Annotated in this window: 26 protein-coding genes; 17 read left to right on the top strand and 9 right to left on the bottom strand. The window is 72.7% G+C overall.

Going from position 1 to position 26,277, the window contains the following annotated elements:
• Window positions 1-36 precede the first annotated feature (36 nt).
• Window positions 37-615, bottom strand: a complete 579-nt coding sequence (locus K1T35_RS14505) for a zinc-binding dehydrogenase (protein WP_220260681.1) — start codon at window positions 613-615, stop codon at window positions 37-39.
• Window positions 616-753: 138 nt separating this feature from the next.
• On the opposite strand from K1T35_RS14505, the gene K1T35_RS14510 reads away from it, so the two are divergent.
• Entirely contained in the window at window positions 754-1,458 is a 705-nt protein-coding gene (locus K1T35_RS14510; RefSeq protein WP_220260682.1) for a helix-turn-helix domain-containing protein, read from the top strand.
• On the opposite strand, the gene K1T35_RS14515 is transcribed toward K1T35_RS14510, so the two are convergent.
• Window positions 1,422-2,375, bottom strand: a complete 954-nt coding sequence (locus K1T35_RS14515) for a GlxA family transcriptional regulator (RefSeq protein WP_220260683.1) — start codon at window positions 2,373-2,375, stop codon at window positions 1,422-1,424. The two genes, K1T35_RS14510 and K1T35_RS14515, sit on opposite strands and share 37 nt — an antisense overlap.
• 118 nt (window positions 2,376-2,493) lie before the next feature.
• Between K1T35_RS14515 and K1T35_RS14520 the strand changes: the two genes are divergently transcribed.
• Entirely contained in the window at window positions 2,494-3,423 is a 930-nt protein-coding gene (locus K1T35_RS14520; protein ID WP_220262606.1) for an NADP-dependent oxidoreductase, read from the top strand.
• Between the two features lie 51 nt (window positions 3,424-3,474).
• Here K1T35_RS14520 and K1T35_RS14525 read toward each other — a convergent pair whose 3' ends face one another.
• Both K1T35_RS14525 and K1T35_RS14530 read right to left on the bottom strand, forming a co-directional pair.
• Window positions 3,475-4,803, bottom strand: coding sequence for an MFS transporter (locus K1T35_RS14525; protein WP_220260684.1), 1,329 nt, complete (start codon window positions 4,801-4,803; stop codon window positions 3,475-3,477).
• Entirely contained in the window at window positions 4,800-5,957 is a 1,158-nt protein-coding gene (locus K1T35_RS14530) for an LLM class flavin-dependent oxidoreductase (protein WP_220260685.1), read from the bottom strand. The genes K1T35_RS14525 and K1T35_RS14530 overlap by 4 nt, the downstream gene beginning before the upstream one ends.
• Before the next feature lie 354 nt (window positions 5,958-6,311).
• Between K1T35_RS14530 and K1T35_RS14535 the strand changes: the two genes are divergently transcribed.
• Genes K1T35_RS14535 through K1T35_RS14575 form a run of 9 tightly spaced genes read left to right on the top strand, consistent with a single transcriptional unit; the run spans window position 6,312 to window position 16,135 of the window.
• Entirely contained in the window at window positions 6,312-7,634 is a 1,323-nt protein-coding gene (locus tag K1T35_RS14535; RefSeq protein ID WP_220260686.1) for a sugar ABC transporter substrate-binding protein, read from the top strand.
• Window positions 7,631-8,554, top strand: coding sequence for a carbohydrate ABC transporter permease (locus K1T35_RS14540; protein ID WP_220260687.1), 924 nt, complete (start codon window positions 7,631-7,633; stop codon window positions 8,552-8,554). Before K1T35_RS14535 ends, K1T35_RS14540 begins: the two co-directional genes overlap by 4 nt.
• Window positions 8,551-9,354: a carbohydrate ABC transporter permease gene (locus K1T35_RS14545; RefSeq protein ID WP_220260688.1), complete on the top strand. Its 804-nt coding sequence runs from the start codon at window positions 8,551-8,553 to the stop codon at window positions 9,352-9,354. Before K1T35_RS14540 ends, K1T35_RS14545 begins: the two co-directional genes overlap by 4 nt.
• Window positions 9,351-10,730, top strand: a complete 1,380-nt coding sequence (locus tag K1T35_RS14550; RefSeq protein ID WP_220260689.1) for an LLM class flavin-dependent oxidoreductase — start codon at window positions 9,351-9,353, stop codon at window positions 10,728-10,730. The genes K1T35_RS14545 and K1T35_RS14550 overlap by 4 nt, the downstream gene beginning before the upstream one ends.
• Entirely contained in the window at window positions 10,727-11,920 is a 1,194-nt protein-coding gene (locus K1T35_RS14555) for an SfnB family sulfur acquisition oxidoreductase (RefSeq protein WP_220260690.1), read from the top strand. Before K1T35_RS14550 ends, K1T35_RS14555 begins: the two co-directional genes overlap by 4 nt.
• 11 nt (window positions 11,921-11,931) lie before the next feature.
• Window positions 11,932-13,089: an acyl-CoA dehydrogenase family protein gene (locus K1T35_RS14560; RefSeq protein WP_220260691.1), complete on the top strand. Its 1,158-nt coding sequence runs from the start codon at window positions 11,932-11,934 to the stop codon at window positions 13,087-13,089.
• Window positions 13,090-13,127: 38 nt separating this feature from the next.
• A complete protein-coding gene (locus K1T35_RS14565) occupies window positions 13,128-14,000 on the top strand; it encodes a carbohydrate ABC transporter permease (RefSeq protein WP_255621890.1) in 873 nt (290 codons plus the stop codon).
• Window positions 13,997-14,809: a carbohydrate ABC transporter permease gene (locus K1T35_RS14570; protein ID WP_220260692.1), complete on the top strand. Its 813-nt coding sequence runs from the start codon at window positions 13,997-13,999 to the stop codon at window positions 14,807-14,809. The genes K1T35_RS14565 and K1T35_RS14570 overlap by 4 nt, the downstream gene beginning before the upstream one ends.
• A 9-nt stretch (window positions 14,810-14,818) precedes the next feature.
• Window positions 14,819-16,135 carry a sugar ABC transporter substrate-binding protein gene (locus K1T35_RS14575; protein WP_220260693.1) on the top strand — a complete coding sequence of 439 codons (1,317 nt, stop codon included), beginning with the start codon at window positions 14,819-14,821 and terminating at the stop codon, window positions 16,133-16,135.
• Between the two features lie 6 nt (window positions 16,136-16,141).
• Here K1T35_RS14575 and K1T35_RS14580 read toward each other — a convergent pair whose 3' ends face one another.
• From K1T35_RS14580 to K1T35_RS14590, 3 genes are all read right to left on the bottom strand, one after another.
• The gene (locus tag K1T35_RS14580; RefSeq protein WP_220260694.1) at window positions 16,142-17,689 is read right to left on the bottom strand and encodes a tannase/feruloyl esterase family alpha/beta hydrolase; all 1,548 of its coding nucleotides are present in this window, start codon (window positions 17,687-17,689) and stop codon (window positions 16,142-16,144) included.
• A gap of 90 nt (window positions 17,690-17,779) precedes the next feature.
• Window positions 17,780-17,983, bottom strand: coding sequence for a hypothetical protein (locus K1T35_RS14585; RefSeq protein WP_220260695.1), 204 nt, complete (start codon window positions 17,981-17,983; stop codon window positions 17,780-17,782).
• Between the two features lie 62 nt (window positions 17,984-18,045).
• The gene (locus K1T35_RS14590) at window positions 18,046-19,455 is read right to left on the bottom strand and encodes a PLP-dependent aminotransferase family protein (RefSeq protein ID WP_220260696.1); all 1,410 of its coding nucleotides are present in this window, start codon (window positions 19,453-19,455) and stop codon (window positions 18,046-18,048) included.
• On the opposite strand from K1T35_RS14590, the gene K1T35_RS14595 reads away from it, so the two are divergent.
• The gene (locus tag K1T35_RS14595; protein ID WP_220260697.1) at window positions 19,454-20,392 is read left to right on the top strand and encodes a DMT family transporter; all 939 of its coding nucleotides are present in this window, start codon (window positions 19,454-19,456) and stop codon (window positions 20,390-20,392) included. The two genes, K1T35_RS14590 and K1T35_RS14595, sit on opposite strands and share 2 nt — an antisense overlap.
• A gap of 33 nt (window positions 20,393-20,425) precedes the next feature.
• Here the strand turns inward: K1T35_RS14595 and K1T35_RS14600 are convergent, their stop codons facing one another.
• Window positions 20,426-21,577: a Gfo/Idh/MocA family protein gene (locus K1T35_RS14600; protein WP_220260698.1), complete on the bottom strand. Its 1,152-nt coding sequence runs from the start codon at window positions 21,575-21,577 to the stop codon at window positions 20,426-20,428.
• 160 nt (window positions 21,578-21,737) lie between these two features.
• Between K1T35_RS14600 and K1T35_RS14605 the strand changes: the two genes are divergently transcribed.
• The 4 genes from K1T35_RS14605 (at window position 21,738) to K1T35_RS14620 (ending at window position 24,657) form a co-directional block, all read left to right on the top strand.
• Window positions 21,738-22,661 carry an MBL fold metallo-hydrolase gene (locus K1T35_RS14605; protein ID WP_220260699.1) on the top strand — a complete coding sequence of 308 codons (924 nt, stop codon included), beginning with the start codon at window positions 21,738-21,740 and terminating at the stop codon, window positions 22,659-22,661.
• Complete coding sequence (locus K1T35_RS14610; protein ID WP_220260700.1) at window positions 22,661-23,584, top strand: fumarylacetoacetate hydrolase family protein; 924 nt, start codon at window positions 22,661-22,663, stop codon at window positions 23,582-23,584. The genes K1T35_RS14605 and K1T35_RS14610 overlap by 1 nt, the downstream gene beginning before the upstream one ends.
• A 77-nt stretch (window positions 23,585-23,661) precedes the next feature.
• On the top strand, window positions 23,662-24,210 hold the full coding sequence (locus K1T35_RS14615) for a DUF5134 domain-containing protein (RefSeq protein ID WP_220260701.1): 549 nt from the start codon (window positions 23,662-23,664) through the stop codon (window positions 24,208-24,210).
• 69 nt (window positions 24,211-24,279) lie between these two features.
• The gene (locus tag K1T35_RS14620; RefSeq protein WP_220260702.1) at window positions 24,280-24,657 is read left to right on the top strand and encodes a VOC family protein; all 378 of its coding nucleotides are present in this window, start codon (window positions 24,280-24,282) and stop codon (window positions 24,655-24,657) included.
• 16 nt (window positions 24,658-24,673) lie between these two features.
• On the opposite strand, the gene K1T35_RS14625 is transcribed toward K1T35_RS14620, so the two are convergent.
• Complete coding sequence (locus tag K1T35_RS14625; RefSeq protein WP_220260703.1) at window positions 24,674-25,375, bottom strand: GntR family transcriptional regulator; 702 nt, start codon at window positions 25,373-25,375, stop codon at window positions 24,674-24,676.
• Between the two features lie 138 nt (window positions 25,376-25,513).
• Here K1T35_RS14625 and K1T35_RS14630 point away from each other — a divergent pair, with 138 nt between their 5' ends.
• The gene (locus K1T35_RS14630) at window positions 25,514-26,275 is read left to right on the top strand and encodes an RraA family protein (RefSeq protein ID WP_220260704.1); all 762 of its coding nucleotides are present in this window, start codon (window positions 25,514-25,516) and stop codon (window positions 26,273-26,275) included.
• The last annotated feature ends 2 nt before the right edge of the window (window positions 26,276-26,277 follow it).

Genomic DNA, 26,277 nt, shown 5'->3' on the forward strand with positions numbered 1-26,277 from the left:
GGTATGCGCGCTGTAGCACGCGTATCCACTCACGACCTAGGACAGCACGACGACCTTGCCGGTGGCCTGGTTGTCCTCCATGTACCGGTGGGCCGCGGCGATGTCGTTCAGGCCGAAGACACGGTCGACGTTCGGTCGGTAGACGCCGGCCTCGACCTGGTTGACGACCCGCTGCAACACGGGCGCGCCCGCGTTGCCCTTGAGGGTGTCGCTGTGGAAGGCGGTGAGCATGGTCCCGGACGGGATCATCGCGATGGGCTCGAAGTCCGGGATCAGCCACCCACTGAGCGAACCTGCCACGCACACCCTCCCGCCGCGACGCACGAGGCGCAGCGAGTCCACCGCCGTGCTCGCGCCGACGAGATCCAGAACGCGGTCCGGGCCATCGGGCCAGATCGCGTGCACGCTCGCGCATTCGATCCCGAGCACACGCGGGAACGTGACGTTCGGGGAGTGGCCCTGACGGGTCCGCAGCTCCGACCGGTTCAGACCCGCGCCCTTCACCCGCACCAGGCTCCAGCCGTCCCGGGCGGCCGGTACCGGCCGCTCACGGATCTCCAAGACTTCCGGGCCACCCGCCCGGACACACACCGCGGCGCGCATCGTCGTGCTCATGCCTGCACTGTCGTCACGCTGAGGGGTGGCCGACCACCGGTAGGCTGCCACCTTGTGCCCGTTGGCCGCCAATCCGCCCGGTCGCGGCTCTGGCCGACCGGGGGAGCGCATCTCTGGTCGTCGGGGGAGACGAGCTCCGTGCACTCGCACGCACGGGAACACCTGGTGTACGCGGCCCGTGGCGTCCTCTCGATCCACACGGAGCGTGGCACGTCGATCGTCCCCGCCAACCGGCTCGCGTGGATCCCCGCCGGGTGCACGCACCACCACTGTGCCCACGGTGAGACCGACATGCGGATCGAGTTCCTGCCGGCGTCCCTGGCCCGGCTCGTGCCCGGTCACCCCGCGGTGTTCACCGCGTCCGGCCTCGTTCGCGAGGCCCTGCTCACCCTCACCGGCCCCCGCAACCACGAGCGCGGGTACGACCGGGCCGCGCGGGCCCGCCTCCGCCGGGTCCTCGTCGACGAGCTCCACGAAGCGCACGAGCAGCCCCTGCACCTGCCGGAGCCGCGCGACGACCGGTTGCAGGCGATCGCGGAGCACCTGTACGAGAACCCCGCGGACACCACCTCGCTGGCCGGGCTCGGCCGGGCGATCGGCGCCGGCGCCCGCACACTCAGCCGCCTGTTCCACGACGAGCTCGGCATGACCTTCTACGAGTGGCGCAGCCAGCTGCGCATCTTCCACGCGCTCGTCCTGCTCGCCGACGACCACGACATCACCCACGTCGCACACGCGTGCGGATGGGCGAACCCCAGCAGCTTCATCGCGGCCTTCACCGCGATCATGGGCACGACACCGGGTCGCTACCGGACCAGTTCGCCCCGGAACGTGCGGCGGTAGCTCGCCGGGGTGACGCCGACGACGAGGCGGAAGTGCATCCGCATCGAGGCGGCCGTCGCGAACCCGGCCCGGGCGGCGATGCGCTCCACCGACTCGTCGCCTGCCTCGAGCATCCGCCGGGCGCGGTCGACGCGCTGCTGGACCAGCCACTGCACCGGCGTCAGCCCGACCTCCGCGCGGAAGCGGCGGGAGAACGTCCGCACGCTCATCCCGGACTTCGCGGCGAGCTCGGCGAGCGTGATCGGGCGGTCCAGGTGCGCGAGCGCCCACTCCCGGCTGCCCGCGGTGGAGGTGTCCGCCGCCGCGGGCACCGGGCGCTCGACGTACTGGGCCTGCCCGCCGTCCCGCCACGGCGGCACGACGCAGCTGCGCGCCACCCGGTTCGCCACCGCGGAACCGTGGTCGCGGCGCACCATGTGCAGGCAGAGGTCGACCCCGGCCGCGACGCCCGCGGACGTCAGCACCGCGCCCTCGTCGACGAACAGAACGTCCGCGTCGACTCGGACCTGCGGGAACTCGCGCTGCAGCGCGCCGGACTCCCGCCAGTGGGTGGTGGCCCGCCGCCCGTCGAGCAGTCCGGCCGCGGCGAGTACGAATGCGCCGGTGCAGATCGACGCGACGCGGGTGGTCGCGGGCAGCTCCCGCAGCGCGCCCGGCACGCGCTCGTCCACCTCGCCGGCCGGGACGCGGGACGGCGGCACGATCACCGTGTCCGCGCTGCGCAACGCCTCCAGCCCGTGCCGGACCCCGAGGTGGAAGTCGTCCGCCGTCGTGACGAGCTCCCCGCCGGGCGCGCACGTCACGACGTCGTAGAGGGGCAGGCCCGCAGCGTCGGTGGCGGCGCCGAAGATCCGCGCGGGGATCCCCAGCTCGAAGGGGATGACGCCGTCCAGTGCGAGAACCGCCACCCGGTGCATGGCCAGATCCTGCCACTACGTGGCTTTCTGGCCACTGTGCCCGGGTGCTGCCGCCGCAGAGGCTTCCTGCACCGCGGGCGTCCGACCCGCGGTCGGAGGTGACGAGGTGGGAGACACGATGCGGGCCGTGGTGGTGCGCGCCTGGGGCGGGCCCGAGCAGTTGGAGCCGGCAGAGGTGCCTCGACCCGATCCGGCGCCGACAGAGGTGCTGGTGCGGGTGCATGCCGCAGGCGTCAACCCGACCGACTGGGTGTCGCGCGCGACCGGTGGCCTCGGCTTGTGGGGCGATCCGCCCGTGCTGGGCCACGACGTCGCCGGTGTCGTGGAGGAGGTCGGGCTGGGCGTCACGGTGCACCGCCCTGGCGACCTGGTGCTCGGCATGCCGCACTTCCCGCGCCAGGCGGGCGGCTACGCCGAGTACGTGGTGGCGCCGGCGCGGCAGTTCGTCGCGGCACCGCCCGGGCTGGACCACGTGCACGCGGCCGCCCTGCCGCTCGCCGGGCTGACGGCGTGGCAGGCGCTCGTCGACACCGCCGGGGTGCGTCCAGGGCAGCGGGTGCTCGTGCACGCCGCGGCGGGCGGGGTCGGCCACCTCGCGGTGCAGGTCGCGAAGGCCCTCGGTGCGGAGGTGGTTGCGACGGCGAGTGCGGGCAAGCACGAGTTCGTGCGCGGTCTCGGCGCCGACGAGGTGATCGACTACCGCGCGGTCGACTTCGTCCGGGCAGCCGGTCCGGTCGACGTGGTCGTCGATCCGGTTGGCGGGGCGTACGGGGAGCGCTCGCTCGACGTGCTGCGGCCCGGTGGGGTGCTCGTGTCGCTGTTGCCGGCCGACGACAGGTGGGCACCCGTGGCCGCCGCCCGCGGCCTGCGCGCCGGGTTCATGCTCGTCGAGCCGGACCGTGCGGCGCTCGCCGCGGTCACGGCACTGGTCGCCGAGGGCCGCCTGCGGCCACACGTCGCGCACGTCCTGCCGCTGGAACGGGCCGCTGAGGCGCACCAGCTGGGCGAGGCGGGCGGCCTGACCGGGAAGATCGTGCTGGTCGTCTGAGGGTCGTGAGTGGATACGCGCGCTCCGGCACGCGTATCCACTCACGACCTCTCACCAGCGGGTGCCCCTCGTCCAGGCGGGCCGCCAGCCGATCCAGCGCGGCATGGCCGCGACCGCGGCGAAGCTGATCACGGCCGTGACCGCCAGGTAGCCGGCCGCCCACCACGGGCTCCCGCCGCCCGCGGCCAGTAGGGCGGTCAGCACCATCGGGGTGAGGCCGGAGGCCCAGATACCGGATCCCTGGAACACCAGCGACATGCCGGTGTAGCGGACGTCGGTGTCGAACAGCTCGGCGAAGAGTGTGGACTCGGCGCCGGTCATCAGGCCGTACCAGAGCCCGAGCTGCAGGAGCAGGACCGCGACGACGAGCGGCTCCGAGCCTGTCTGCATCGCGAGGAACGACGGGATCACCGTGATCCCGAACCCGGCGGCGCCAGTGCCGAACACGAGCCTGCGCCCGTAGCGGTCGGCGAGCACGCCTGCGACGGGGGCGACGGCGGCCATCAGCAGCGCGCCCGCGGTGACGGCGAGCAGGACGACCACCCGGTCCATGCCGACGGTGGCGGTGGCGTAGGTGATGGCGAAGACGCCCCATGTGTTGAAGGCCGCGCCCTCCGCCCAGCGCGCGAGCATCCCGGCGGCGATGCCGCGACGGTGGGCCCGGGTGCGGAAGACCTGGACGACGGGCACCTTCGCGGTGGCGCCGCTCTCGCGCAGCCGCTGGAACTCCGGCGTCTCCATGATCCGCAGCCGCACCAGCAGCCCGACGGCGACCAGCACCACGCTCAGCACGAACGCGACCCGCCAGCCGATCGCCAGGAACGTCTCGTCGTCGAGCACCTCGCCGAGCAGCGCGAACGCGCCCGTGCCGAGCGCGAGGCCGAGCCCGAGCCCGATCTGCGGGACGCTGCCGTAGCGGGCGCGCTTGCCGGGCGGCGCGTTCTCGACGGCGAGCAGTACCGCGCCGCCCCATTCGCCCCCGACGGCGAGGCCCTGCAACACCCGCAGCACGACCAGCAGCACGGGGGCCGCGACGCCGATCGTCGCGTACGAGGGCAGGAGGCCGATCAGGGCGGTGGCCGCACCCATCAGCAGCATCGTGGCGACGAGGGTGCGCTTGCGGCCGATCCGGTCGCCGACGTGCCCGAACAGGATCCCGCCGATGGGCCGGGCCACGAACCCGACCGCGAACGTCCCGAACGCCAGCAGCGTGCCCACGACCTCGTTGCCGACCGGGAAGAACAGCTTCGGGAACACCAGGCTCGCGGCCGTGGCGTAGAGGAAGAAGTCGTACCACTCGACGGTGGTGCCGATGAGGCTCGCGGTGAGGACGGTCCGCGTTCCCGTGACGGGAGCGCGCTCCTCGACGAGAGCGCTCACTGTGCGGCGGCCGCGAAGGGAACGGTCCGCGACGGCGCGGGCACGAGGTCCGCTCCGCCGGGCGGCTGCCAGAGGCCTCGCCGCTGCAGGATCGGCAACACGCCCTCGCCCACCCACCACGCCTCCTCGAGGTGCGGGTGGCCGGAGAGCACGAACTCGTCGATGCCCAGGGCGTGGTACTCGGCGATGCGGTCGGCCACCTCGCTGTGGCTGCCGACGAGTGCGGTGCCCGCGCCGCCGCGCACGAGCCCGACCCCGGCCCACAGGTTCGGCGACACCTCGAGGCTCGCCGTCGAGCCGCCGTGCAGCGCGCGCATGCGCCGCTGCCCTTCTGACTCGCTCCGCGCGAGCCCGGCCTGCACCTTCTCGATCGTGGCCGGGTCGATCGCCGCCAACAGCGACTCGGCGTGGGCCCACGCCTGCTCGGAGGTGTCGCGGGTGATCACGTGCAGCCGGATACCGAACCGGACGCTGCGGCCCCGCGCGGCGGCGAGCGCGCGGACGGCCGCGATCTTCTCGGCCACCTGGGCGGGCGGCTCGCCCCAGGTGAGGTAGACGTCGATGTGCTCGGCCGCCACCTGCAGGGCGGCCGGCGAGGAGCCACCGAAGTAGAGCGGCGGCACCGGGTCGGGCAGCCGGTCCAGGTGGGCGCCCTCGACCTGCACGTGCTCGCCCTGCAGGTCGACCTTCTCCCCACGCCACAACGCCCGCACCACCTGCAGGAACTCCCCGGAACGCCGGTAGCGGGCGTCCTTGTCGAGGAAGTCGCCGTACGCGCGCTGCTCCGACGGCTCCCCGCCGGTGACGACGTTGAGCAGCAGCCGTCCCTCGGAGTGCCGCTGGTAGGTGGCGGCCATCTGCGCGGCGAGCGTGGGGGAGACGAACCCCGGCCGGAACGCGACGAGGAACTTCAGCCGCTCGGTCTCGCCGACCAGCATCGCCGTGGTGAGCCATGCGTCCTCGCACCACGCGCCGGTGGGCGTGAGGGCGCCCTCGAACCCCACCTGCTCGGCCGCCCTCGCGACCTGGGTGAGGTAGCCGATCGACGCCGGGCGGACACCGCCTGCGGAGCCGACGCCGACGCCGTGGCCGCCGCCGACGAGCTGGCGGCCGTCGCCGTAGGTGGGCAGGAACCAGTGGGCGGTCAGGGACACGGGAAGTTCTCCTCGGGGAACGGGCACAGAAAGCATTTCCAGCGCAGCACGCCGGCGCCCGAAATGCAAACGCGCGGTAATCGTCCGGACAATTCGTTCCCAGCGATTGGGCGGCGTGAGTGGTTGTCCCGACAATTCGGCGTGATGTCCATCGCAAAAACGTCGGAGCTTTGATTGTGCGGGCTGGTTTCTCTACCGTTCCCGGCGGCATCTGGGGACACGACGTGGAGGAGGACGGCATGCGCACCCCGCTCGTCCGCCGCCACCACGTCGACTTCTGCCGCACGAGTACGGCGGTCTGTCCGGCCTGACGCCCGGCCTCGCCCCATTCGCCGCTCGTCCCCGGAGTCCCGCATGCCCTCGCCCCTGCTGTCCCGCCGCCTGCTGCTGCGTTCCGCTCTCGGGGCGGGTGCTCTCGGTCTCGGCCTCGCCGCGTGCGGTGAGGGAACGGCCACCTCACTGCCGGCAAGCGCGCCCGCCGACCTGACCGGCGTCACGATCCGCGCGATGGTCAACCAGCCGCACGTGCTGGCGTTCACGCAGCTGCTCGCCCCCGCATTCGAGCGCGAGTTCGGTGGAAAGCTCGAGACCACCGCCGTGCCATACGACCAGCTCACCAGCCAGCAAATCCTGGACGTGCAGGGCGGCGCCGGGCAGTTCGACGTGTTCGACTACTTCTACTTCGGCCTCGGCGCGCTCGTCGACGCCGGTGCGCTCGTCGATCTGACGGACCAGCTCGCGGCCACCGACACCTCGGACTACCTGCCGTCGGTCTACGACGCCTACACATTGCTCGACGGCCGCCGCTACGGGGTGCCGTTCGACGGCGACGTGCACGTCCTCTACTACAACCGCGCGGTCTTCGAGACCTACGGCCTCGCGCCGCCCGCCACATGGGACGAGTACGACGGCGCGGCGCGCACGATCACCGAGCGCAGCGGCGGCTCCGTCTACGGCGCGGTGGTCGAGGGCCAGCAGGTGCCGATGATCCTGGGCTGCTCGTTCATCAACCGACTCGCCGGCTACGGCGGCGCGCTGGTCGGCCCGGACGGTGGCCCGACGCTGACCTCCGACGCGGCGCAGGCGGCGCTGCAGCACCTCATCGACGTCAACCCGTACGCGCTGCCGACGCCGCTGCAGATCGGCTTCGACCAGGCCAACTCGGCGTTCCTGTCCGGCCAGGCTGCGATGCTCGACACCTGGACCGACCTGGGCCTGAAGGCCCAAGATCCGGCGAGCTCGAAGATCGTCGACAGGTGGGGCGTGGTGCCGCTGCCGGTCGGCGGTTCCAACACCGAACACCGCACCGCGCTCAACGCGGGCTTCGGGCTCGGCGTCTCCACCGCCGCGGCCGACCCCGCGAAGGCGGCCGCGTTCATCACATGGGCGACCGACCCCGCTCGGAACCTGCTGCTCGCGAGCACCACGGGCTCGGGCATCGACCCGGCCCGGCGCAGCACGCTCGAATCCCCGGACTACGCCAAGGTGAGCGCACCGGCCACCGCCGTGATCACGGCGGGCCTGGAGGGCTCCCCGCTGGTCTGGCCGAAGGACAAGGACGCGCCGCGGCTGCTGCAGGACCTCGTCGACCAGCTGGCGCTCGCCATCGCGGGCACCCAGACGCCCCAGCAGTCCCTCGCGAACGCGCAGGCGAGCTGGGAGCGGGCGCTCGCATGACGGTGACGGCCGTCCGGCCCGCGGCCCGCCCGGCGGTGACTCCCACGCCGCAGGCTCGCGGGCGCAGGCGGGTCCCGCAGTGGCTCGCCCTGCCGGCGATCGGGTCGCTGATGGTCACGGGCGCCTACCCGGCGGTGACGGGCATCGCACTCGCCTTCACCGACTCGTCGCTGGCCCGCCCGCTGAGGGAGGTCGTCGGCTTCCAGAACTTCGTGGCAGCGGCCGAGTCGGTCGCGTTCGCGGGATCCCTGCTGCGGTCGGCGCTGTTCGCCCTGCTGGCCACCGTGCTCGCGGTGCTGGCCGGCGTGGTCGGCGCCCTCGCGCTGCACGCCCGCGGGGGCCGGTTCGGGCTGCTCGGCGCCGTGTTGCTGCTGCCGATGGTCACCCCGCCGGTGTCGGTCGGCGTGGCGTGGAAGCTGCTGCTCGCTCCGGTCGGCGGCGGGCTTACCGGCTTGTGGGACGCACTCGGCATCGCGGGCTTCAATCCGCTCGGCACCGGGGCCGGGGCATTCGTCACGCTCGTGCTGATCCATGCCTGGCAGTGGGCGCCGCTGGTGCTGCTCCTGGTCTACGCCGCGTTGCTCGGGGTGCCCGCCGAGCTGTGGGAGGCCGCCGCGCTCGACGGCGCGGGCTGGTGGCGCACCCTCCGCTCGGTGGTGGGGCCGGTCGTCGCGCCGACGGTCGTCGCTGCGGCCGTGCTGCAGCTGGTGATCGCGTTCAAGGTGTTCGACCTGGTCGCAGTGGTCACCGCGGGCGGGCCGGGCCTCTCCACGATCGTCGCGAGCTTCGAGGTGTTCCGCACCGCGTTCCGCGGCAGCTTCGAAGTGGGTACTGCCGCCGCCGAGACGATCGTGCTGGGCCTGCTCGTCGGCCTGGTGCTCGGCGCAGCGGGTTTCGCCACCCGCAGGGCAGACCGATGAGGCGCCTGTTCTCGAGGGGCGTGCTCGCGCTGGCCGCGGTGCTGGCCGTCGCGCCGGTGGTGTTCCTGGTGTCGCTCTCGCTCCGCGGCGTCGACGACGTGCAGAACGGCGGCTGGCTGCCCGAGCGGGTGCGCTGGGACAACTGGCCCGCCGCGTTCCAGACGGTGCCGCTCGCGCAGATGCTCGCCAACTCGTGGACGGTGGCGATCGGCGCCACCGTGCTGACGGCGCTGATCGCGGTGCCCACCGCGTACGTCACCGCTCGCGCGGGGCGATCCGGGAAGCGCCTGTACTCGGTGCTGCTCGCGGCGTACTGCGCCCCGCCGGTCGTCGCGGTGCTGCCGCTGTACTTCCTGCTCAAGGGCGTCGGGCTGACCAACTCGGTGGTCGGGCTCGCGCTCGTCAACGGCCTGGCGAACGTGCCGGTGGCGGTGTGGCTGCTCGACGGGTTCGTCCGCCGGGTGCCCGCCGAGGTGGAGGAGGCGGCATGGGTGGACGGGCTGTCCGTCGCGGCCGGGCTGCGCCGGATCGTGCTGCCGCTGATCGTGCCGGGGCTGGTGGCGGCGTCGCTCGTGTGCTTCTTCCTCGCCTACAACGAGTTCCTCTTCGCGGTGTCGTTCGCCCAGTCGCCGTCGGCGCAGACGCTGACGGTCGGCCTCTCGCTCTTCCAGGGCGACCGCACCGTCCAGTTCGGGCAGCAGGCCGCGGCGTCGCTCGTCGCGATCGTGCCCGTGTACGTCCTCGCCGTCCTCGCCCAGCGCGCGCTGGTGGGCGGCCTCTCCCAGGGAGCAGTCCGATGACTCGCCGGATCCACCTCAACGCGTTCGACATGACGTGCGCGGGGCACCAGTCGCCCGGGCTGTGGCGTCACCCCGAGGACCAGTCCCACCGCTACCGCGACCTGCGGTACTGGACCGACCTCGCCCAGCTGCTGGAGCGCGGCGGGTTCACGAGCCTGTTCATCGCCGACGTGCTCGGGATCTACGACGTCTACCGCGACGGCCCGGAGACCGCGATCCGCGACGGCGCGCAGGTGCCCGTTGGCGAGCCGACTCTGGCTGTGCCTGCGATGGCCGCGGTCACCGAGCACCTCGGCTTCGGCGTGACCGTGTCGCTGACCTACGAGAAGCCGTATGCGTTCGCCCGCCGGTTCGCCACGCTGGACCACTACACACAGGGCCGCATCGCCTGGAACGTCGTGACCTCCTACCTGGAGTCGGCCGCGCGCAACCTCGGCCTGGAGCACCAGGTGCCCCACGACGAGCGCTACGAGGTGGCCGAGGAGTTCATGGAGGTCGTCTACAAGCTGTGGGAGGGCTCCTGGGAGGACGACGCCGTGCGGCTGGACAAGGCCGCCGGGGTCTACGCCGACCCGGAGAAGGTGCACCCGATCGGCCACCACGGCCGCTACTTCGACGTGCCGGGCATCGGGCTCACCGAGCCGTCTCCGCAGCGTACGCCGGTGATCTTCCAGGCGGGAGCCTCGCCGCGGGGGCGCCGGTTCGCCGCGGCGCACGCCGAGGGCATCTTCACCACCGCCACCCGCCCGGAGATCCTCGGCCGCTCGATCGCCGCCACCCGGGCGCTGGCCGCCGAGCTGGGCCGCGACCCGCGCTCGATCAAGTTCTTCTCCCTGATGACGGTGATCACCGCGCCGTCGGACGAGGAGGCGCAGGCCAAGTACGAGGAGTACCGGCGGCACGTGAGCCTGGAGGGCGCGCTCACCCTCTACGGCGGCTGGAGCGGGCTGGACCTGTCCACGATGGACCCCGACCAGCCGCTGCGGTACGCCGAGACCGAGGCCGTGCGCAGCGCCGTCGAGGCGTTCACCACCGTCGACCCGGACCGGGACTGGACGCCCCGCGACATCGCCGAATGGGTCGGCATCGGCGGCGTGGGCGTCGTGGTGGTGGGGAGCCCGCAGACCGTCGCCGACGAGATGGAGCGCTGGGTCGAGGTCGCCGACGTCGACGGGTTCAACCTCGCCTACGCGATCACGCCGGGCACGTTCGTCGACCTCGTGGAGCTTGTCGTGCCCGAGCTACGCCGCCGCAGGCTGCTGCCCGAGCACTACGCGGGCCGCACCCTGCGCGAGGAGCTGTACGGGCCGGGGCAGGTGCGGCTGCGCGAGGACCATCCCGGCGCCCGCTTCGCCGCGAAGGCGGTGACCTCGTGACCACGACCGCAATCCCTGTGATCACCGACGACGCCAAGGCGCTCGCCGTCGCCCGCGACTTCGCGGCCGACCTCGCCACCGGCGACAGTGAGCGGGACGCCCAGCGCAGGCTGCCCCGCACCGAGGTCGCGGCGCTCGCCGCATCCGGCCTGCTCGGCGTGACCGTGCCCCGTGAGCACGGCGGCGCCGACGTCTCGGCGCGCACGATGGGCGAACTGATCGCGACCCTGTCCGAGGGCGACGCGAGCGTCGGGCAGATCCCGCAGAACCACTTCTTCTTCGTGCAGGTGCTGCGCGAGGCCGCGAACGCCGCCCAGCGGGACTTCTTCTTCGCGGAGGTGCTCGCCGGGCGGCACTTCGGCAACGCGCTCTCGGAGCGGGGCACCCGCACGCCAGGGGAGTACGCCATCCGGTTCGAGCCGTGCCCCGGCGGCGACGTGCTGATCGACGGCACCAAGTACTACGCGACCGGTTCGCCGTTCGCGCCGTGGATCCCGATCTTCGCCACCGATCCGGACGGCCGGAAGGTCGCGGCGTGGGTGCCGGCCGCCGCGCCCGGCGTGACGGTCGAGGACAACTGGCACGGGATGGGGCAGCGCACCACCGGCAGCGGGACGGTGCGGTTCGAGCAGGTCGTGATCCCGTCCGACTGGGTCGTACCGGTCTGGACGATCTTCGAGCGACCCGAGGTCTTCGGGGCGTTCGGCAACTACCTGCACGCCGGGATCGACCTCGGTATCGCCCGGGCGGCGCTGCGCGACGCGAAGGACCTCGTCCGGCGCATCGCCCGCCCCGGCGCGGAGTCCACGGCGGCCCGCCCCGCTGAGGACCCGCTGGTCATCCAGGAGTTCGGCGAACTGGCCCTGCGGGTGCGCACCGCCGGTGCCCTGCTGCACGAGGCGGGCGACGCGATCGACGCCGCACGTGCGGACCTGACGGCCGAGTCCGCGGCGGAGGCGTCCCTCGCCGTTGCTGCGGCGCGGGCCGAGACGGACCGGGCCGCCGTCAGCGTGGCCGGCGACGTGTTCGCGCTCATCGGGAGTCGGGCCACCGCGAACGACCTCAACTTGCACCGCCACTGGCGCAACGCCCGCACCCACACCTTGCACGACCCGCGCCGGATGAAGATCCACCACATCGGCAACCACGCGCTCAACGACGTCCCGCCGCCAAGCAGCGGCCTGGTCTGAGGAGATCGGACATGACCACCCACGACCAGGCGGTCGACGCGGCCCGCGGCGTCGCCGCCGTCCTCGCCAAGGACGCCCTCGAACGCGACCGGGCGAACGCAGAGCCGCTCGCAGAGGCGCAGCTGCTGCGCGACGCGGGTCTCCCCGCCCTGCTGCTGCCCACGACCGTCGGCGGCGCGGGCCTCGGCTGGACCACCGCGTTGCGCGTGGTCCGGGAGATCGCGGTCGCCGACGGCTCGATCGCGCAGCTGCTCGGCTACCACTACGTCAACCTCGCCAACCTGTGGTGGGTCGGCGGGATCGAGCGGTGGGGCCCGCCGACCGCGGCGGGGCAGTGGATGTGGGGCGACGCCGTCAACCCGACCGACCCGGACCTCGTGCTCGTGCCCGACGGCGCGGGCTACCGGCTCTCCGGGCGCAAGAACTTCGCCACCGGCGTGTCCGTGGGGGACGCCTCGGTCGTGTCCGGTGATGCTGACGGCGAGCACCTGCTCGTGGTCGTGCCGCGAGACGCGCCAGGCCTCGTTCCGGGCGGCGACTGGGACAACCTGGGCCAGCGGCTCTCGGCCAGCGGGAGCGTCACGTTCACCGACGTCGCCATCGGCCCCGACCAGGTGCTCGGCGGCCTCGGCCACGACGCGGCGACCCCGCGCTCCTCGCTGGTGACGCCCGCGATCCAGGCCGTGTTCGGCGCGTTCTACCTCGGCGTCGCGCAAGGGGCGCTCGCCACCGCCCGCGACTACACGCGCAGCACCTCGCGCCCGTGGATCCTGTCGGACAGCCCGAGCGCCACCGCCGACCCGTACGTGCTCGCCACCTACGGCCGCCTCGTCGCCGCGACGCGGGCCGTGGAAGCCCTCGCCGACGCCGTGGCCGACCACCTCGACCGCGCCGACGCCGCGGGCGACGCGCTCACCTGGGACGCCCGCGGCGAGCTCGCCGAGCACGTCGCCGCCCTGAAGGTGGTGGCCACCGACGTCGCGCTCGACGTCACGAACACGATCTTCGAGGTGACCGGCGCCCGCGCCACCAGCAATGCCGTGGGACTGGACCGGTTCTGGCGCAACGTCCGCACCCACACCCTGCACGACCCGGTGGCGTACAAGCGCCGCGAGGTCGGCGACCACTTCCTCAACGGCACGCACCCGCCGTTCAAGCTCTACACCTGATCTGATGGGATGACGCGCCTGGAGCACGGGGGGCGGATGTGAGGCGGCGGCAGGAGACGCGCACGGCGTACCTGCTGCTCGCCCCCAGCCTGTTCGGCATCGGCGCGTTCCTCGTGCTGCCGATCCTCGTCGTTGCGGTGCTCGCGACGCAGCGCTGGGACCTGATCGGGCCCCGCACGTTCGTCGGGTTCGACAACGTCGTCGCGGTCGCCGCCGACGGGCGGTTCGTCCGCTCGCTGCTGATCACCGCCGGGTTCGTGGCGATCGTGATCCCCGCGCAGACCGTGCTCGGGCTGGTCGCGGCGCTGCTGCTGAACCGCGGGCTGCGCGGGTCGGCCGCCTTCCGGGTGCTCTACGTGCTGCCGTGGATCTGCGCGCCGCTCGCGCTCGGCGTCATGTGGAGCTGGGTGCTCGCCCCCACCGACGGCGCCCTCAACGCGCTCATCGGCAGGCGTGTCGAGTGGCTCGCCGACCCCGTCCTCGCAATGCCGTCGGTGGCGGCGGTGACGGTGTGGACGCAGGTCGGCTACGTCGCCCTGTTCTTCTCCGCGGGCCTGCGCGCGATCCCGGACACCGTGCACGAGGCCGCGATGCTCGACGGCGCGAGCCCGTGGCAGCGGTTCTGGCGGATCACGCTCCCGCTGTTGCGGCCCACCACGTTCTTCGTGCTGGTCACGCAGATCATCGCGACCTTCCAGGTGTTCGACTCGGTGTACGCACTCACCCCCGACGGCGGGCCGCAGGGCGTCACCGACGTCGTCGCGGGCCGGATCTACTACGAGGCGTTCGAACAGCGCGCCGTCGGGCAGGCTGCAGTGATGGCGCTGGTGCTGTTCGTGCTGCTCGTCGCGGTCACCGTCGTCCAGCAGCGGTGGTTCGCCCGCCGCACGACCTACGACCTTTCGACATGAGAACCGCCGGCACGTACCTCCTACTGGCGCTGGGCGCGGTCGCGACGCTCGCGCCGTTCCTGCTCAGCGTGGCGACGGCGTTCAAGTCGCCGCGGCAGTTCGCGTCCGAGCCCGTGCTCACCCCGCCCGACCCGCCCACGCTGTCGAACTTCGCCGAGCTGTTCGGCGAGCGGTACGACTTCGTGGCACCGACCGCGGTCACCGCGCAGGTCGTGGTCGTGATCCTGGTGGGGCAGCTGGTCTTCTCGGTGTTCGCCGCGTACGCCTTCGCCCGCCTGAGCTTCCCGGGGCGCGACGCGCTCTTCTGGCTGTACCTGGCGACGCTCATGGTCCCGCAGGTCGTCACGATCATCCCGCTCTACGCGGTGTTCGCCGACCTCGGCATCCGCAACACGTTCTGGGCGCTCGTGCTCCCGTACGTATTCGGTTCGCCGTACGGGATCTTCCTGCTGCGCGAGTACTTCAAGGGCATCCCCGGCGACCTGCTCGACGCCGCGAAGCTCGACGGTGCCGGCACTCTGCGGACCATCTGGCACGTCGTCGTGCCGGTGAGCCGGCCGATCCTCGCGACGCTCGCGATCATCACTGTGGTCACGCACTGGAACAACTTCCTGTGGCCGTTGGTGATCACCAGCGGGCGGCAGTGGCAGGTGCTGACGGTGGCGACATCGGCGTTGCAGTCGCAGTACAACTCCAACTGGACGATCGTCATGGCCGCCACCACGATCGCCATCCTGCCGCTCATGATCGTGTTCCTGGCGTTCCAGCGGCACGTCGTCCGCTCGATCACGATCACCGGTTTCCGGTAGGAGTTCTCCATGAGAATGCGCCCACTCGTCGCGGCGGCCGTCGCCGCGCTCGCACTGGCTGCCTGCTCGCCCGCCGGCCCGGACGAGGCACCCGCAGGCGACGGTGCCACCACCGTCACCGTGCGCGTGTGGGACGAGCAGGTGGCCACCGCGTACGAGCAGTCGTTCGACGAGTTCACGCGGGAGAACCCGGACATCCGGGTGCAGGTGAACGTGGTGCCGTGGAAGGACTACTTCGTCCGTCTGCCCCTCGACGTCGCCGGTGGCACCGTCGACGACGTCTACTGGATCAACAGCTCCAACTTCGGCGCGCTCGCCGACGGCGGCAAGCTGATCGACGTCGGCCGCGAGCTCGCCGACCAGCAGGGGAGCTGGGCGCCGGCCGCGGTGGAGCAGTACTCGCGCGGAGGCACCCTGTGGGGCGTCCCGGCGCTCACCGACGGGCGCATCGCCGTCTACTACAACAAGGCCATGGTCGAGGCCGCGGGCGTCGACCCGGAGAACCTGACCTGGCACCCGGCCGACCCGGCCGCCGACACGTTCCTGCCCGCCGCCCGGAAGCTCACCCGCGACAGCGCAGGCCGCACCGCCGACCAGCCCGGCTTCGACCCGGGCGCGATCACCCAGTACGGCTTCAACGCCGCCCGCGACCTCCAGGCGATCTACTACAACTTCGTCGGGTCCAACGGCGGGAGCATCCAGGCGCCGGACGGGACACTGACCCTCACCGACCCGAAGACCGCCGAGGCATTCGCCTACCTCGTGAAGCTGGTCAACACCGATCACGTGGCGCCGTCGGCAGCCGACACCAACGACAACCCCGACTTCAGCCGCGACCAGTTCCTGCAGGGCAAGATGGCGCTCTTCCAGTCGGGCACCTACAACCTCAAGAACGTCGGTGACGGGGCGACGTTCGAGTGGGGCGTCGCGCCGCTGCTCGCCGGGCCGCAGGGCCGGGTCAGCGTCGTCAACAGCGTGATCGCCGCCGGCAACGCCGACAGCCCGCGCCGCGACGCCATCCTGAAGGTGCTGCGCTGGCTGGGCTCGGAGGACGGCGCGTCCTACGTCGGCGAGGAGGGCGCCGCGCTGCCCGCCGTCACCGCGGCGCAGCAGGCCTACTACGACTACTGGGAGGGCCAGGGCGTCGACACCACGGCCTTCGGCGACGCGGGCGGCACGGCGACGATCCCGGCCCCGTTCGGCCCGAAGTTCGAGGCGGCCTCCACGGCGTTCAACCCGATCCTGAACGAGGTGTTCGCCGGCCGCACCCCGGTGGCGGAGGGCATGCAACAGGCGCAGGACGCGGGCAACGCGGCGCTGCGCTGACGAACTTCAGGAGGGGCCCGCGAGTGCCATCCGGGTCGACTCGGCGCATGCGTAGGTGGCGCCGTCGTCGGGGTTGCCCTGGCCATGCCAGCGGGCCACCGTCGGGTAGGGGCAGATCGGGCGCGTTGCGGGAGCGACTCCGTTCTCGTCGAGCCGCTCGCCGTCCAGGATCGCGGGCGCGTTGCCGTTCTCGACCCAGTCGACGAGGGCTTCCAGGGGGTCCGCGGGCTGCGCACCGGCGCCGCCGCGGCAGTGCCCGACGCCGGGCGCGAGGAAGAGGCGCACGAACTCCTGGGTGCGCTCGGCCCCGAGCGTTGCCTGCACGCGCTCGTAGTAGTCGACCGTGCCCTGGAACGGGACGCCGAAGTCGGCGGCGCCGTGCCAGAGCAGCAGCTTCCCGCCGGACCGCTCGTATGCGGACAGGTCGGGGTCGGCGGCCCCGAGCACGTCGTCGTACTGCCGGACCGCCTGGTCGAAGAAGGCTTCGAACGAGGCGGGTGTGAGGGTCTTCCAGTCCCAGTTGCGGTCCTGGGCGAGGAACAGGCCGATCCACCACACGTCGTACTGGAACGGCTTGCCCTCGAGCCGTCCGTCGACCTCGACCGTGTCGTGCAGGCCGGCGAACGGCGCACCCGGCGCGAGTCCGTACCAGAGGAAGCTGCCGTCGACCCGGCGCGGGCCCTCGCCGATCCGACGGATCACGTCGACGTCCGCCGCGGTGATCGGGCCGCACGGCGTCGCGCGGCCCACCAGCGTGCCCGGATCGAACCGGCAGGCGAGCGGGTCGCCGATCACGCCGTCCCGCACGTTGTCGCCGAGGGTGTCGCAGGCCTCGATCGTGGCCGCGAGGGCGGCCTCGAACTTGCACGGCGCGACCGGGTTGCCCGAGTTCAGCATCGCGACCTGGCCCCAGATCTGGCCGGTCTGCAGCTCCGGGAAGTTGATCACCGGCGCGCCGGCGACGATCCCGTCGTACTCGTCCGGGAAGCGCTGCGCCTCCATCACACCCTGCCGGCCACCGGTGGAGCACCCGTTGAAATAGGAGCGGGCCGGGTCGGTGCCGTAGTACGCGCGGACGACGTCCTTCGCGGCGAGGGTCATGTCCTGGACGCCCTCGTGGCCGAAGTCCTCGATCGCGGGCCAGCTGAGGTCGCCCGTGGCATCGAGCGCGAAGTCGGCGGTCGGCCCGGTGTGCCCGGCGTCGGTCGCCGCGGCGGCGTAGCCGGACCTCACCGGGTCGAGCAGCCGCTCCGCGTCGCCACCGAGGAAGCCGCCGCCGCCGACGCCCTGGAACCGGCCGTTCCAGCCGTCCACCGGCAGGTACACCCAGACGGTGACGGCGCCGTCGTCCACCGGGTCGGTGACCGTCAGCGTCACCCGGCACGACCGGGGCGTCGTGCCGTCGCCGGGATCCTCGCGGGCCTCCGTCACGATCGTCTCGGGCCGGGACATCTCGCGCAGGCCGTCACAGGTGCGTGGGGGAGTGGGGGCGGGCTCGGCGGCGCACGACGCCGCCACCCAGATCGAGACGACGACCGCCGCCACGGTGATCATCCGGCGCCTTAGCACGGGCCGAACGTAGGTCGCGGTGGATCACGCCCGCCATGCGCACTTGGCCTGCAGGAGGCGCGACACTTGACCCGGTCAGGCGGCCCGCACGCAGGTGTCGGGGCAGCGCGGCTCGATCCGGTCGGCGAGGCGGCGCAGGGCCGTGCCGGTCAGCCGACGGATCGCATCGCCGCGCTGCCGTGGCGGGCGCTCGGGCACGCGGGGCGCCGTCGGGCGGGCGGAGAGCACGTGCTGCTTGGTCGCGTGGTCGGCAATGATCATTGCGAGTGGGTCGAACATCGGGTGCTCCTTTGTAGCAACTGTTCAGTTGCTACTCAAGCTATGGCAATCCATCGGTTGCGTCAAGCCTGCCGGGCGAGCGCACGCCCGATCACGTGCGCGCCGTCGGGGAAGCGTTCGGGAGAGGGGCCGGTGTAGTTGAGGCGGATGTAGGGGCCCGCGGGTTCGGCGGGGAACCATTCGGCCCCGGGCGCGATCAGCACGCCGTCGGTCTCGCAATCGCGGGCGAGCCGGTCGAGGTCGGTGCCGTCGGGCAGGCGGGCCCACAGGTGCAGTCCGCCGCGGGGTACGTGGTCGAGCTGTGCTTCCGGGACGTGCTCGGTGATGCTGTCGATCAGCAGGTCGCGCCGGGCCCGCAGCTGCTGGGCGAGGGTGCGCAGGTGGGTGAGCCAGCCGCGCTGGGTGACGACGTCGAGCGCGGCGGCCTGCAGCAGGTCGCTGACGTACATGGCCTCGGCGCCGTGGTCGGCGAGGATCCGGTCGCGGGACGGGCCGCGGGCGATGACCGCGGCCACTCGCACTGCCGGCGAGACGCTCTTGGTCAGCGAGCGCAGGTAGACGACGTGGCCGGTGTCGTCGAGGGCGGCGAGGGGCCGCGCGGTGGTGTCGATGCCGAAGTCGTGGGCCCAGTCGTCCTCGACGAGAAACGCCCCGTTGGCCCGGACGACGTCGAGCACCTGGTCGCCGCGTTCGTGGGACCACTGCGCGCCCGTGGGGTTGGCGTAGTTGGGCTGGGCGTAGAGCAGGCGGGCTCCGGTCTCGGTGAACGCGCGGGCGAGTTCGGCGGGGTCGGGGCCGTCCGGACCGCTGGGCACGGGGACGGCGCGGACGCCGGCCTTGGCCGCGGCGAGGATGGCGCCCCAGTAGGTCGGGGACTCCAGCAGCACCGGCCGGCCGGGGCCCGCCAGCGCTCGGAAGATCGAGCTCAGCCCGCTCTGGCTGCCGGGCACGATCACGACGTCGCGGGCCGCGGGCGGCGTGACGCCGACGGGGGTGGCCTCGGCGAGCTCGGCGGCGAACCAGGCCCGCAGCTCGGGCAGCCCGGCCGCGTCGGAGCGCACCAGTGCGGTGGCGCCGCGGGCGGCGCGGGTGAGTGCGGCGCGCACGAGGCGCTCCGGGAGGAGCGTGCGGTCGGGGTAGCCGGCGTGCAGGCCGATGGCGTCGGGGGAGCTGCTGCGCAGGGGGGTGGACAGGGTGGGGATGCGCGCCCGCGGGGCCCCGAGCGCGGCGGTCTGCCAGCCGTAGTCGAGCGGGCGGGCGGTGCGCACGGCGCGGACGAACGTGCCCACCCCGGGCCGGCTCTCGACCAGCCCCAGCGCGCCGAGCGTGCGCATCGCCTTCTGGACCGTCACCGGGCTCGCCCCGTACCGCGCCATCAGGGCCCGGTTGGAGGGCACCTGCGCGCCCGGCGCCGCCTGCGCGATCCAAGCGCGCAGTCCCGTCACGATCCGAGCACTGCTATCGTCGGACATGTCAGTAGACAGTAGCGTTACTCGTCAAGACGCCGTTGCGTTATCGCCCGGGCTCTGGTGGGGTCTCCTGGGCGTGGCGTCGTTCTCGTTGACCGTGCCGTTCACCCGGGTCGCCGTCGGCGGGCTGTCGCCGCTCCTCATCGGGGCCGGGCGGGGCGTTGTCGCCGCTCTGCTGGCCGCGGTCGCACTCGTCGTCACCGGGCAGCGTCTGCCGGTGGGGCGCCAGTGGGTGCGGCTCGCTGTGGTGGCAGGCGGCGTCGTCGCCGGTTTCCCGCTCTTCACCTCGTATGCCTTGATGACGGTCCCGGCCGGTCACGGCGCGGTGGTGATCGCGCTCCTGCCGGCGGCGACCGCGGTCGTGGCCGTGCTGCGAAGCCGCGAGCGGCTGCCCCGGCCCTTCTGGATCATGGCCGCGGTCGGCGCCATCGCCGCGCTGGTGTTCGCGTCGCTGCAGGGCGGCGGGTTCGGGCAGCTCCACGCGGCGGACCTGCTGCTGTTCGGTGCCGTCGTCGCGGCCGCTATCGGTTACGCGGAGGGCGGGCTGCTCGCCCGGGAGCTGGGCTCATGGCAGACCGTCTCCTGGGCGCTGGTGCTGTCCGCGCCGCTGATGGTCGCCATGGCGGCGGGCTCGATGCTCCAGCAGCCACCGTCCGCCACGCCGGTGCAATGGGCGGCATTCGCCTACCTCGCGGTGGTGAGCCAGTACCTCGGCTTCTTCGCCTGGTACCGGGGACTGGCCATCGGGCCGATGGCTCAGGTCAGCCAGGTGCAGCTGGTGCAGCCCGTGCTCACGATCGTCTGGGCGGCCCTGCTGCTGGGCGAGGAACTGACCTGGCCGACCGTGCTGGGCGGCCTCGCCGTGATCCTCTGCGCCGCCGTCGCGGTGCGCATTCGCCTCGGCCGCACGATGGCGGGCGGCGCGATCGCTCGGACGTAGCGCGCGGAAGTGCCGCTCGCTCCGCAGCGCGGGTCACCGCACAAGGGCGAGCCACGGAGCCGGGAGTTCCGAGAACAGTGCGAGTTCCTCCGCACACCGGCGCATCGTCTCGGCCGCGTCCGTCACGACCGGGCGGCCGTCGACCTCCCGCACCGCGCCGGGTGGGAGCGGGCGGGCCGGGCCGTCGCCCCGGACGGCGTCCACCAGGTGCATGAACGGCGCGCACGATGCCAACGGAGCCAGCAGCGGCACGGCCGGGTCGGCCAGGTGGGCCACCATGTTGTCCAGTAGGACGGCGCGGCCCGGCGGTCCCGTGACGGGTGCGCCGTCGGCGGTGCGGCCGGCCAGGGTGTCAGTGGTGTACTCCAGCTCCAACCGGCCCCGCTCCCCGTGCACGACGATCAGCGGGGGCCGGTGCTCCGCGGCGCACAGGGTGACGGCCACGACGATCGGCACCCCGTCCACGGTGAGCCGGGCCGCCGCGGTGTCGTCGCTCTCGGGGGAGACGACCCGGTAGCGCTCCAGCTCCACGGTGACGTCGGCGTCGTCGGGCACCCCGGCCACGCGCAGTGCCGACGCGGTGGCGTGGGCGAACGGGTTGGTGAGGGCGCCGTCGGTGACCGGCACGCCGTCGAGCTCCATGCGCCCCGCCCATGCGGCGCGGGTGAAGTAGGCGCGCTCGCGCACCCATGCGCCGTACACCCCGATCCCGCGCACCCGCCCGACGGCGCCGTCGGCGACGAGCCGGGCCGCGTGCGCAAGCGCGTGCGACCCGAAGGACTGGAAGCCGACCTGGCATACCCGTCCGGCCGCGGTGACGTCGGCGGACAGCTCGCGGAACTGCTCCATCGACGCCGTGGGCGGCTTCTCGAGGTACAGGTGCGACCCCACCCCGAGCGCGAGCCGGGCCAGTGGGAGGTGCGTGTGGATCGGGGTCGAGACGATCGTGATGTCCGGGCGCACCTGTTCCAGCAGCGTGGCCGCGTCGGCGAGCACCGGCACGTCCGCGCCGCCGGGCAGCGCCCGCACCCGTTCGAGGGCATCGGGCTCGGCCGGCCGCGGGTCGGCGAGGCCGGCCAGCCGCACGGCGCCGGTGGCGGCGAGGCGCAGCAGGCCGTCGAGATGCACGCGCCCGAAGCCGTGCACGCCGAGAAGGGCGACGCGCGGGGTCCCGTCCACGCTCATGGTCCTCCCAGGGAAAGCGATTGCCACCCTACTTCACACACCCAGGAGGGACTTCACACAAGGCCGGCCCTGTGTGAAGCATGGGCTCGGTGTGTGAAGTGCCCTCGTGCGGCACCGTCGAGGGACGCGATGTGCCCACCGCCATCCCTGAGAGGACCGCATGAGCACCATGCCCCCGCCCGAGCTGGCCGAGCTCGTGCCCGGCGTCTTCGCCTACGTACAGCCCGACGGCAGCTGGATGATCAACAACACCGGCGCGGTGGCCGGTGGCAACGGGCACCTGCTCGTGGACACGACGTCCACGGAAGCGCGCAACCGGGCGCTGCTCGCGGCCGTCGCGACGGTCTTCCCTGGGGAGGCGCGGGCGCTGGTCAACACCCACCACCACGGCGACCACACCTACGGAAACTGGCTCATGCCGCGGGAGACGCCGATCATCGGGCACGTCACCTGCCGGGAGGACGTGCTGGCCGCGGGGCTGGTGGCCGCGCACGTGCTCACCGGGCCCGACTACGGCCACCTCGAGGTCCGCCCGCCGGACGTCACGTTCACCGAGACCATGACCCTGCACCTCGGCGACCGCCCGGTCGAGCTGATCCACGTCGGGCCCGCCCACACACGCAGCGACGTGCTGGTCTGGCTGCCCCATGAGCGCGTGCTGTTCGCGGGTGACCTCGCGTTCGCGGGCGGCCAGCCGTTCCTCGTCGAGGGGAGCGTCGCCGGTTACCCGCCCGCGCTGGCGCGGATCCGCGCGCTGGAGCCGGAGATCCTGGTGCCCGGGCACGGGCCGGTGCGCCGCGGCGACGAGATCCCGGCGCTGCTCGACGACCTCGCGGACTACGCCGCCTTCGTCGACGCCGTGGCCCGCGAACACCACGGTGCGGGGCACACGCCGATGGAGGCGGCCACCGCGGAGAAGGACAACCGGTTCGCCACGTGGCAGGAGAGCGAGCGGCTCGTCGGCAATCTGCACCGCGCGTACAACGAGCTCGACGGCCACCCGCTCGGTACGCGGATCCCCCTCGACAAGGTCTGGCCGGACATGGTCGCCTTCCACGGCGGCCCGATCGGGTGCTTCGCCTGATGCGCTGGGTCACTTACCGCTCGACCGACGGCACCGAGCGCGCTGGGTTGCTCGAGGACGGTCGCGTGCACGGGCTGGACGCGACCCTGCTGACGCTGATCTCCTCGGCGGGCGGCCTCGCGGCCGCGGCCGAACGGGCGCTCGCCGAGCCGGTCGAGGTGGTCGACCTCGCCGCCGTGCGACTCGCCGCGCCCATCCCGCGCCCGCCGTCGGTGCGCGACTTCCTGTCCTTCGAGGAGCACCTGCGCAACGCCGTGCGCGCCCTCGGGCGCAGCGAACCGCCGTCGGTGTGGTTCGAGCAGCCCGTCTTCTACTTCTCCAACCCCGCGGCGATCTACGGGCCCGACGAGGAGATCCCGATCTCTCCCGGCTGCGAGGCCTTCGACTACGAGGTGGAGGTGGCCGCCGTCGTCGGCCGCGCCGGCAGCGACCTCACGCCCACCGAGGCCGAGGCGCACATCGCGGGCTACACGATCTTCTGTGATTGGTCGGCCCGTGACGTGCAGGCCCGTGAGTCGACGATCGGGCTCGGCCCGGCCAAGGGCAAGGACGGCGCCACCAGCATCGGCCCGGTCCTCGTCACGCCCGACGAGCTCGAGCCGTATCGCGACGGCAAGGGCTACCGGCTCGCGATGCGCGCGTCCGTCAAGGGCCGCGACCTCGGCGGCGGCAGCTGGGCCGACATCCACTGGTCGTTCGGGCAGATGCTCGCCTACGCCTCGCGCGGCACGCGGCTGCTGCCCGGCGACGTGATCGGCAGCGGCACGGTCGGCACGGGGTGTCTGCTGGAGCTGTCCGGCCTGCACGGCTCGGAGCGGTATCCATGGCTGCGGCCGGGTGACGTCGTGACGATCGAGGTGGAGCGACTCGGAGCGATCACGGGCCGGATCGTCGCGGGTCCCGCGGTGGTGCCACTGGCCTGACCGCGCCTTGACGCAACCAATCGGCTGCTATAGCTTCAATGGCAACCCACTGGTTGCGATTTGCGGCGGAGGCCCGGATGTTCCCGACCCTGGCGTTCACGGCGATCTTCACCGTCACGGGGCTGCGCTCGCTGGCCCGGCTGGTCGCGCGGCCCGCGGGCGGTGACCGGACGGCCGAGCTGTCGCACCTGCTGATGAGCGTCGCGATGGTGGGGATGGCGTGGGGGTGGCCCGCCGGGACGGACACGGCTGGTGGCCTCGCGCAACTCGTGGTGTTCGGCGTGCTCGCCGTCGTGTTCGTCGCGCGCCTGCTGGACCCGGCGGAGCAGCGGCCGGCCGGCAGCGCCTACCAGCTGCTCATGCTGGCAGCGATGGTCTGGATGCTCCTGGCGATGCCCTCCTCCCACGGGCACCACGGTCACGGCGCTGCTCCCGCGTTGACGCGGCTGGTCACCGTCGCCTTCGCGGTGCCGCTGTGCGCGGCGGCGGTTGCCCTCGCGTCGCGGGCTCCAGTCCTGGTTCCGGCCGCCGCGCCGCCCGGGGAACGCCGTGCCCGGCGGCCCGATCTCGCCGGGCACGTGCTGATGAGCGGCGGGATGGCCGCGATGCTCCTCGCGATGCTCTGAATCCGGCCCGTGGGCGGCGTGGCCTCACATTTCGAGGGGCCACGCCGTCGTACCGTCGAGGAGGTCGTGATGCTGAAGAACCTGATGTTCGTGACGATCTACGTGAGCGACCAGGACCGGGCGCTGGCGTTCTACACGGAGCAACTCGGACTGGAGATGGGCTTCGACAACCCCACTGCCGAGGGCCGATTCCTGACGGTCGCGCCGAGCGACAAGTCGGTGCAGATCGTCCTGTGGCCGGGCAATCCGGGGCTGGGTCCGGTCGGCCTGGCGCCGGGCCCGGTCTTCATCGCGTCGGACGACTTGCGCAAGGAGTTCGAGGTGCTCCGGTCGCGCGGCGTGGAGTTCGTGGACCCGGAGCCCGTGGACTACGCGTTCGGAATCCGCGCCACGGCGCTGGACCCCGACGGCAACCGGATCGAGCTCCGGCAGCCGAAGCGCAGCTGACCAAGCAGGGCAGGCGCTACCGGCCGTGCTCGGCGTCGTGGGGCTCTGCGAAGCTCCGCTCGCCGTGCACGGCCAGCTCGGCCAGCACTGCCTGGGGGTCACCCGCCTCGATCAGCTCCAGCAGGTACCGGTGGCGCCGGACGTGCTCGACGAGGTTCTCGTAGTGCTTCTCCCGGGCGTCGAGGTTGCGGGACATGCAGAGCAGCATCTGCTGCTGCACCGACCGGTAGATCTCCGACAGCCTCCGGTGGCCCGCGAGCCCGACGATCGAGGCGTGGAACGTGTAGCCGTTCTCGACGAGTGAGCCGCGGTCCTCGTCGCGGGCGTTGCGTTCCATCCGTTCGAGCGCCGCGTGGCAGGCGGCCAGCCGGCTGCGGTCCTGCACCGGCACGCCCAGCTCCACCGCCATCCGCTCCAGGCCGGTGCGCAGCGTGAGGATCTCGAAGACGTCCTGGTCGGTGAGCGTGGCGACGGTGGAGCCGTAGCGCGGGCGCGTGACGACGAGGCCGTCGTTCTGCAGCAGGCGCAGGGCCTCCCGCAGCGGAGGGCGGCTGATCCCGAGCTGCTCGGTGAGCCGCTCCTCGATCAGTCGCTCCCCGGGTGCGTACGCGCCGGACAGGATCATCTTCCGGATCGACTCGGCAGCCAGTGCCACCAGGCTCGGCGGGTCGATCCGCTCGCCCGACCCGATCTGGCCGGCCGCATCGACGCTGGTCATGTCGCCCTCCTGTGCTCCTGTCGTCCCAAGCATCCCGCACCCGGCGACCGCGACGGCTGGGCTCCGGCATCTTGCGCGTGTCTTTTGACTGTTGTAGACAATAGCCGACTCCCTTGAGGACCAGTCGAAAGGCGTTCGATGACGATCGCGCAGGACCGTTCTGCCCCGCCGCAGGCGGACCCGGAGAACCTCGGCTCGCTCTACCGGCACCTGCGGGTCGCCGACGTCGCCGACGCCCTCGACGGCATCGGCTACTTCGACCTCACGCTGATGTCGCCGGAGATCCGGCCGCTGTGGGAGGGCATGCGGTTCTGGGGGCCCGCGGCGACGATCCGGTGCGTCCCGGCCAACAAGCCGATGTGGAAGCTCGACACGACCGAGGAGATCGTCGGCGCCCACGGCATCTGGTTCGGTCGGTACGGCCACAAGCGGCTGCCGGACGACCTCGAGCCCGGCCACGTGGTGGTCACCGACTCCGGTAGCGGCCGCGAGGTGGGGTTCTGGGGCTCGGAGAACTCGATGGGCGCGGTCGTCAAGGGCGCCAACGGGATCATCACCGACGGGTACTGCCGCGACACCGACGAGGTCATCCGCCAGCGCACGCCGATCTGCACCCGTCGCCGCGGCCGCACGATCATCCCGGGCCGCATCGAGGTGGTCGAGGTCCAGACGACGATCGCGTGCGGCGGCGTGCAGGTGCGGCCCGGCGACATCGTCGGCGCCGACGGCGACGGCTGCATCGTCGTGCCCGTCGAGGTCGCCGACGAGGTGGCGACGCACGCCCGCGCGATCCTGCTCGCCGACATGAACGCCCGGCGCAAGCACTACGCCGCGCTCGGCCTCCCCGCCGACAGCACGGTCGACATCGAGGCCGTCGAGGCCTACTACGCCAGCCTCTGACC

The organism is Pseudonocardia sp. DSM 110487 (assembly GCF_019468565.1).
In the GTDB taxonomy this organism is placed as follows: domain Bacteria; phylum Actinomycetota; class Actinomycetes; order Mycobacteriales; family Pseudonocardiaceae; genus Pseudonocardia.

Bases quoted from the DNA above. Each gene is read 5' to 3' on its own strand.
- K1T35_RS14595 (WP_220260697.1), top strand. From the start codon at position 19,454: ATGTCAGTAGACAGTAGCGTTACTCGTCAAGACGCCGTTGCGTTATCG.
- K1T35_RS14570 (WP_220260692.1), top strand. From the start codon at position 13,997: ATGAGAACCGCCGGCACGTACCTCCTACTGGCGCTGGGCGCGGTCGCG.
- K1T35_RS14580 (WP_220260694.1), bottom strand. From the start codon at position 17,689: ATGATCACCGTGGCGGCGGTCGTCGTCTCGATCTGGGTGGCGGCGTCG.
- K1T35_RS14575 (WP_220260693.1), top strand. From the start codon at position 14,819: ATGAGAATGCGCCCACTCGTCGCGGCGGCCGTCGCCGCGCTCGCACTG.
- K1T35_RS14535 (WP_220260686.1), top strand. From the start codon at position 6,312: ATGCCCTCGCCCCTGCTGTCCCGCCGCCTGCTGCTGCGTTCCGCTCTC.
- K1T35_RS14610 (WP_220260700.1), top strand. From the start codon at position 22,661: ATGCGCTGGGTCACTTACCGCTCGACCGACGGCACCGAGCGCGCTGGG.
- K1T35_RS14540 (WP_220260687.1), top strand. From the start codon at position 7,631: ATGACGGTGACGGCCGTCCGGCCCGCGGCCCGCCCGGCGGTGACTCCC.
- K1T35_RS14590 (WP_220260696.1), bottom strand. From the start codon at position 19,455: ATGTCCGACGATAGCAGTGCTCGGATCGTGACGGGACTGCGCGCTTGG.
- K1T35_RS14585 (WP_220260695.1), bottom strand. From the start codon at position 17,983: ATGTTCGACCCACTCGCAATGATCATTGCCGACCACGCGACCAAGCAG.
- K1T35_RS14620 (WP_220260702.1), top strand. From the start codon at position 24,280: ATGCTGAAGAACCTGATGTTCGTGACGATCTACGTGAGCGACCAGGAC.
- K1T35_RS14615 (WP_220260701.1), top strand. From the start codon at position 23,662: ATGTTCCCGACCCTGGCGTTCACGGCGATCTTCACCGTCACGGGGCTG.
- K1T35_RS14625 (WP_220260703.1), bottom strand. From the start codon at position 25,375: ATGACCAGCGTCGATGCGGCCGGCCAGATCGGGTCGGGCGAGCGGATC.
- K1T35_RS14520 (WP_220262606.1), top strand. From the start codon at position 2,494: ATGCGGGCCGTGGTGGTGCGCGCCTGGGGCGGGCCCGAGCAGTTGGAG.
- K1T35_RS14505 (WP_220260681.1), bottom strand. From the start codon at position 615: ATGAGCACGACGATGCGCGCCGCGGTGTGTGTCCGGGCGGGTGGCCCG.
- K1T35_RS14515 (WP_220260683.1), bottom strand. From the start codon at position 2,375: ATGCACCGGGTGGCGGTTCTCGCACTGGACGGCGTCATCCCCTTCGAG.
- K1T35_RS14600 (WP_220260698.1), bottom strand. From the start codon at position 21,577: ATGAGCGTGGACGGGACCCCGCGCGTCGCCCTTCTCGGCGTGCACGGC.
- K1T35_RS14605 (WP_220260699.1), top strand. From the start codon at position 21,738: ATGAGCACCATGCCCCCGCCCGAGCTGGCCGAGCTCGTGCCCGGCGTC.
- K1T35_RS14630 (WP_220260704.1), top strand. From the start codon at position 25,514: ATGACGATCGCGCAGGACCGTTCTGCCCCGCCGCAGGCGGACCCGGAG.
- K1T35_RS14560 (WP_220260691.1), top strand. From the start codon at position 11,932: ATGACCACCCACGACCAGGCGGTCGACGCGGCCCGCGGCGTCGCCGCC.
- K1T35_RS14545 (WP_220260688.1), top strand. From the start codon at position 8,551: ATGAGGCGCCTGTTCTCGAGGGGCGTGCTCGCGCTGGCCGCGGTGCTG.
- K1T35_RS14550 (WP_220260689.1), top strand. From the start codon at position 9,351: ATGACTCGCCGGATCCACCTCAACGCGTTCGACATGACGTGCGCGGGG.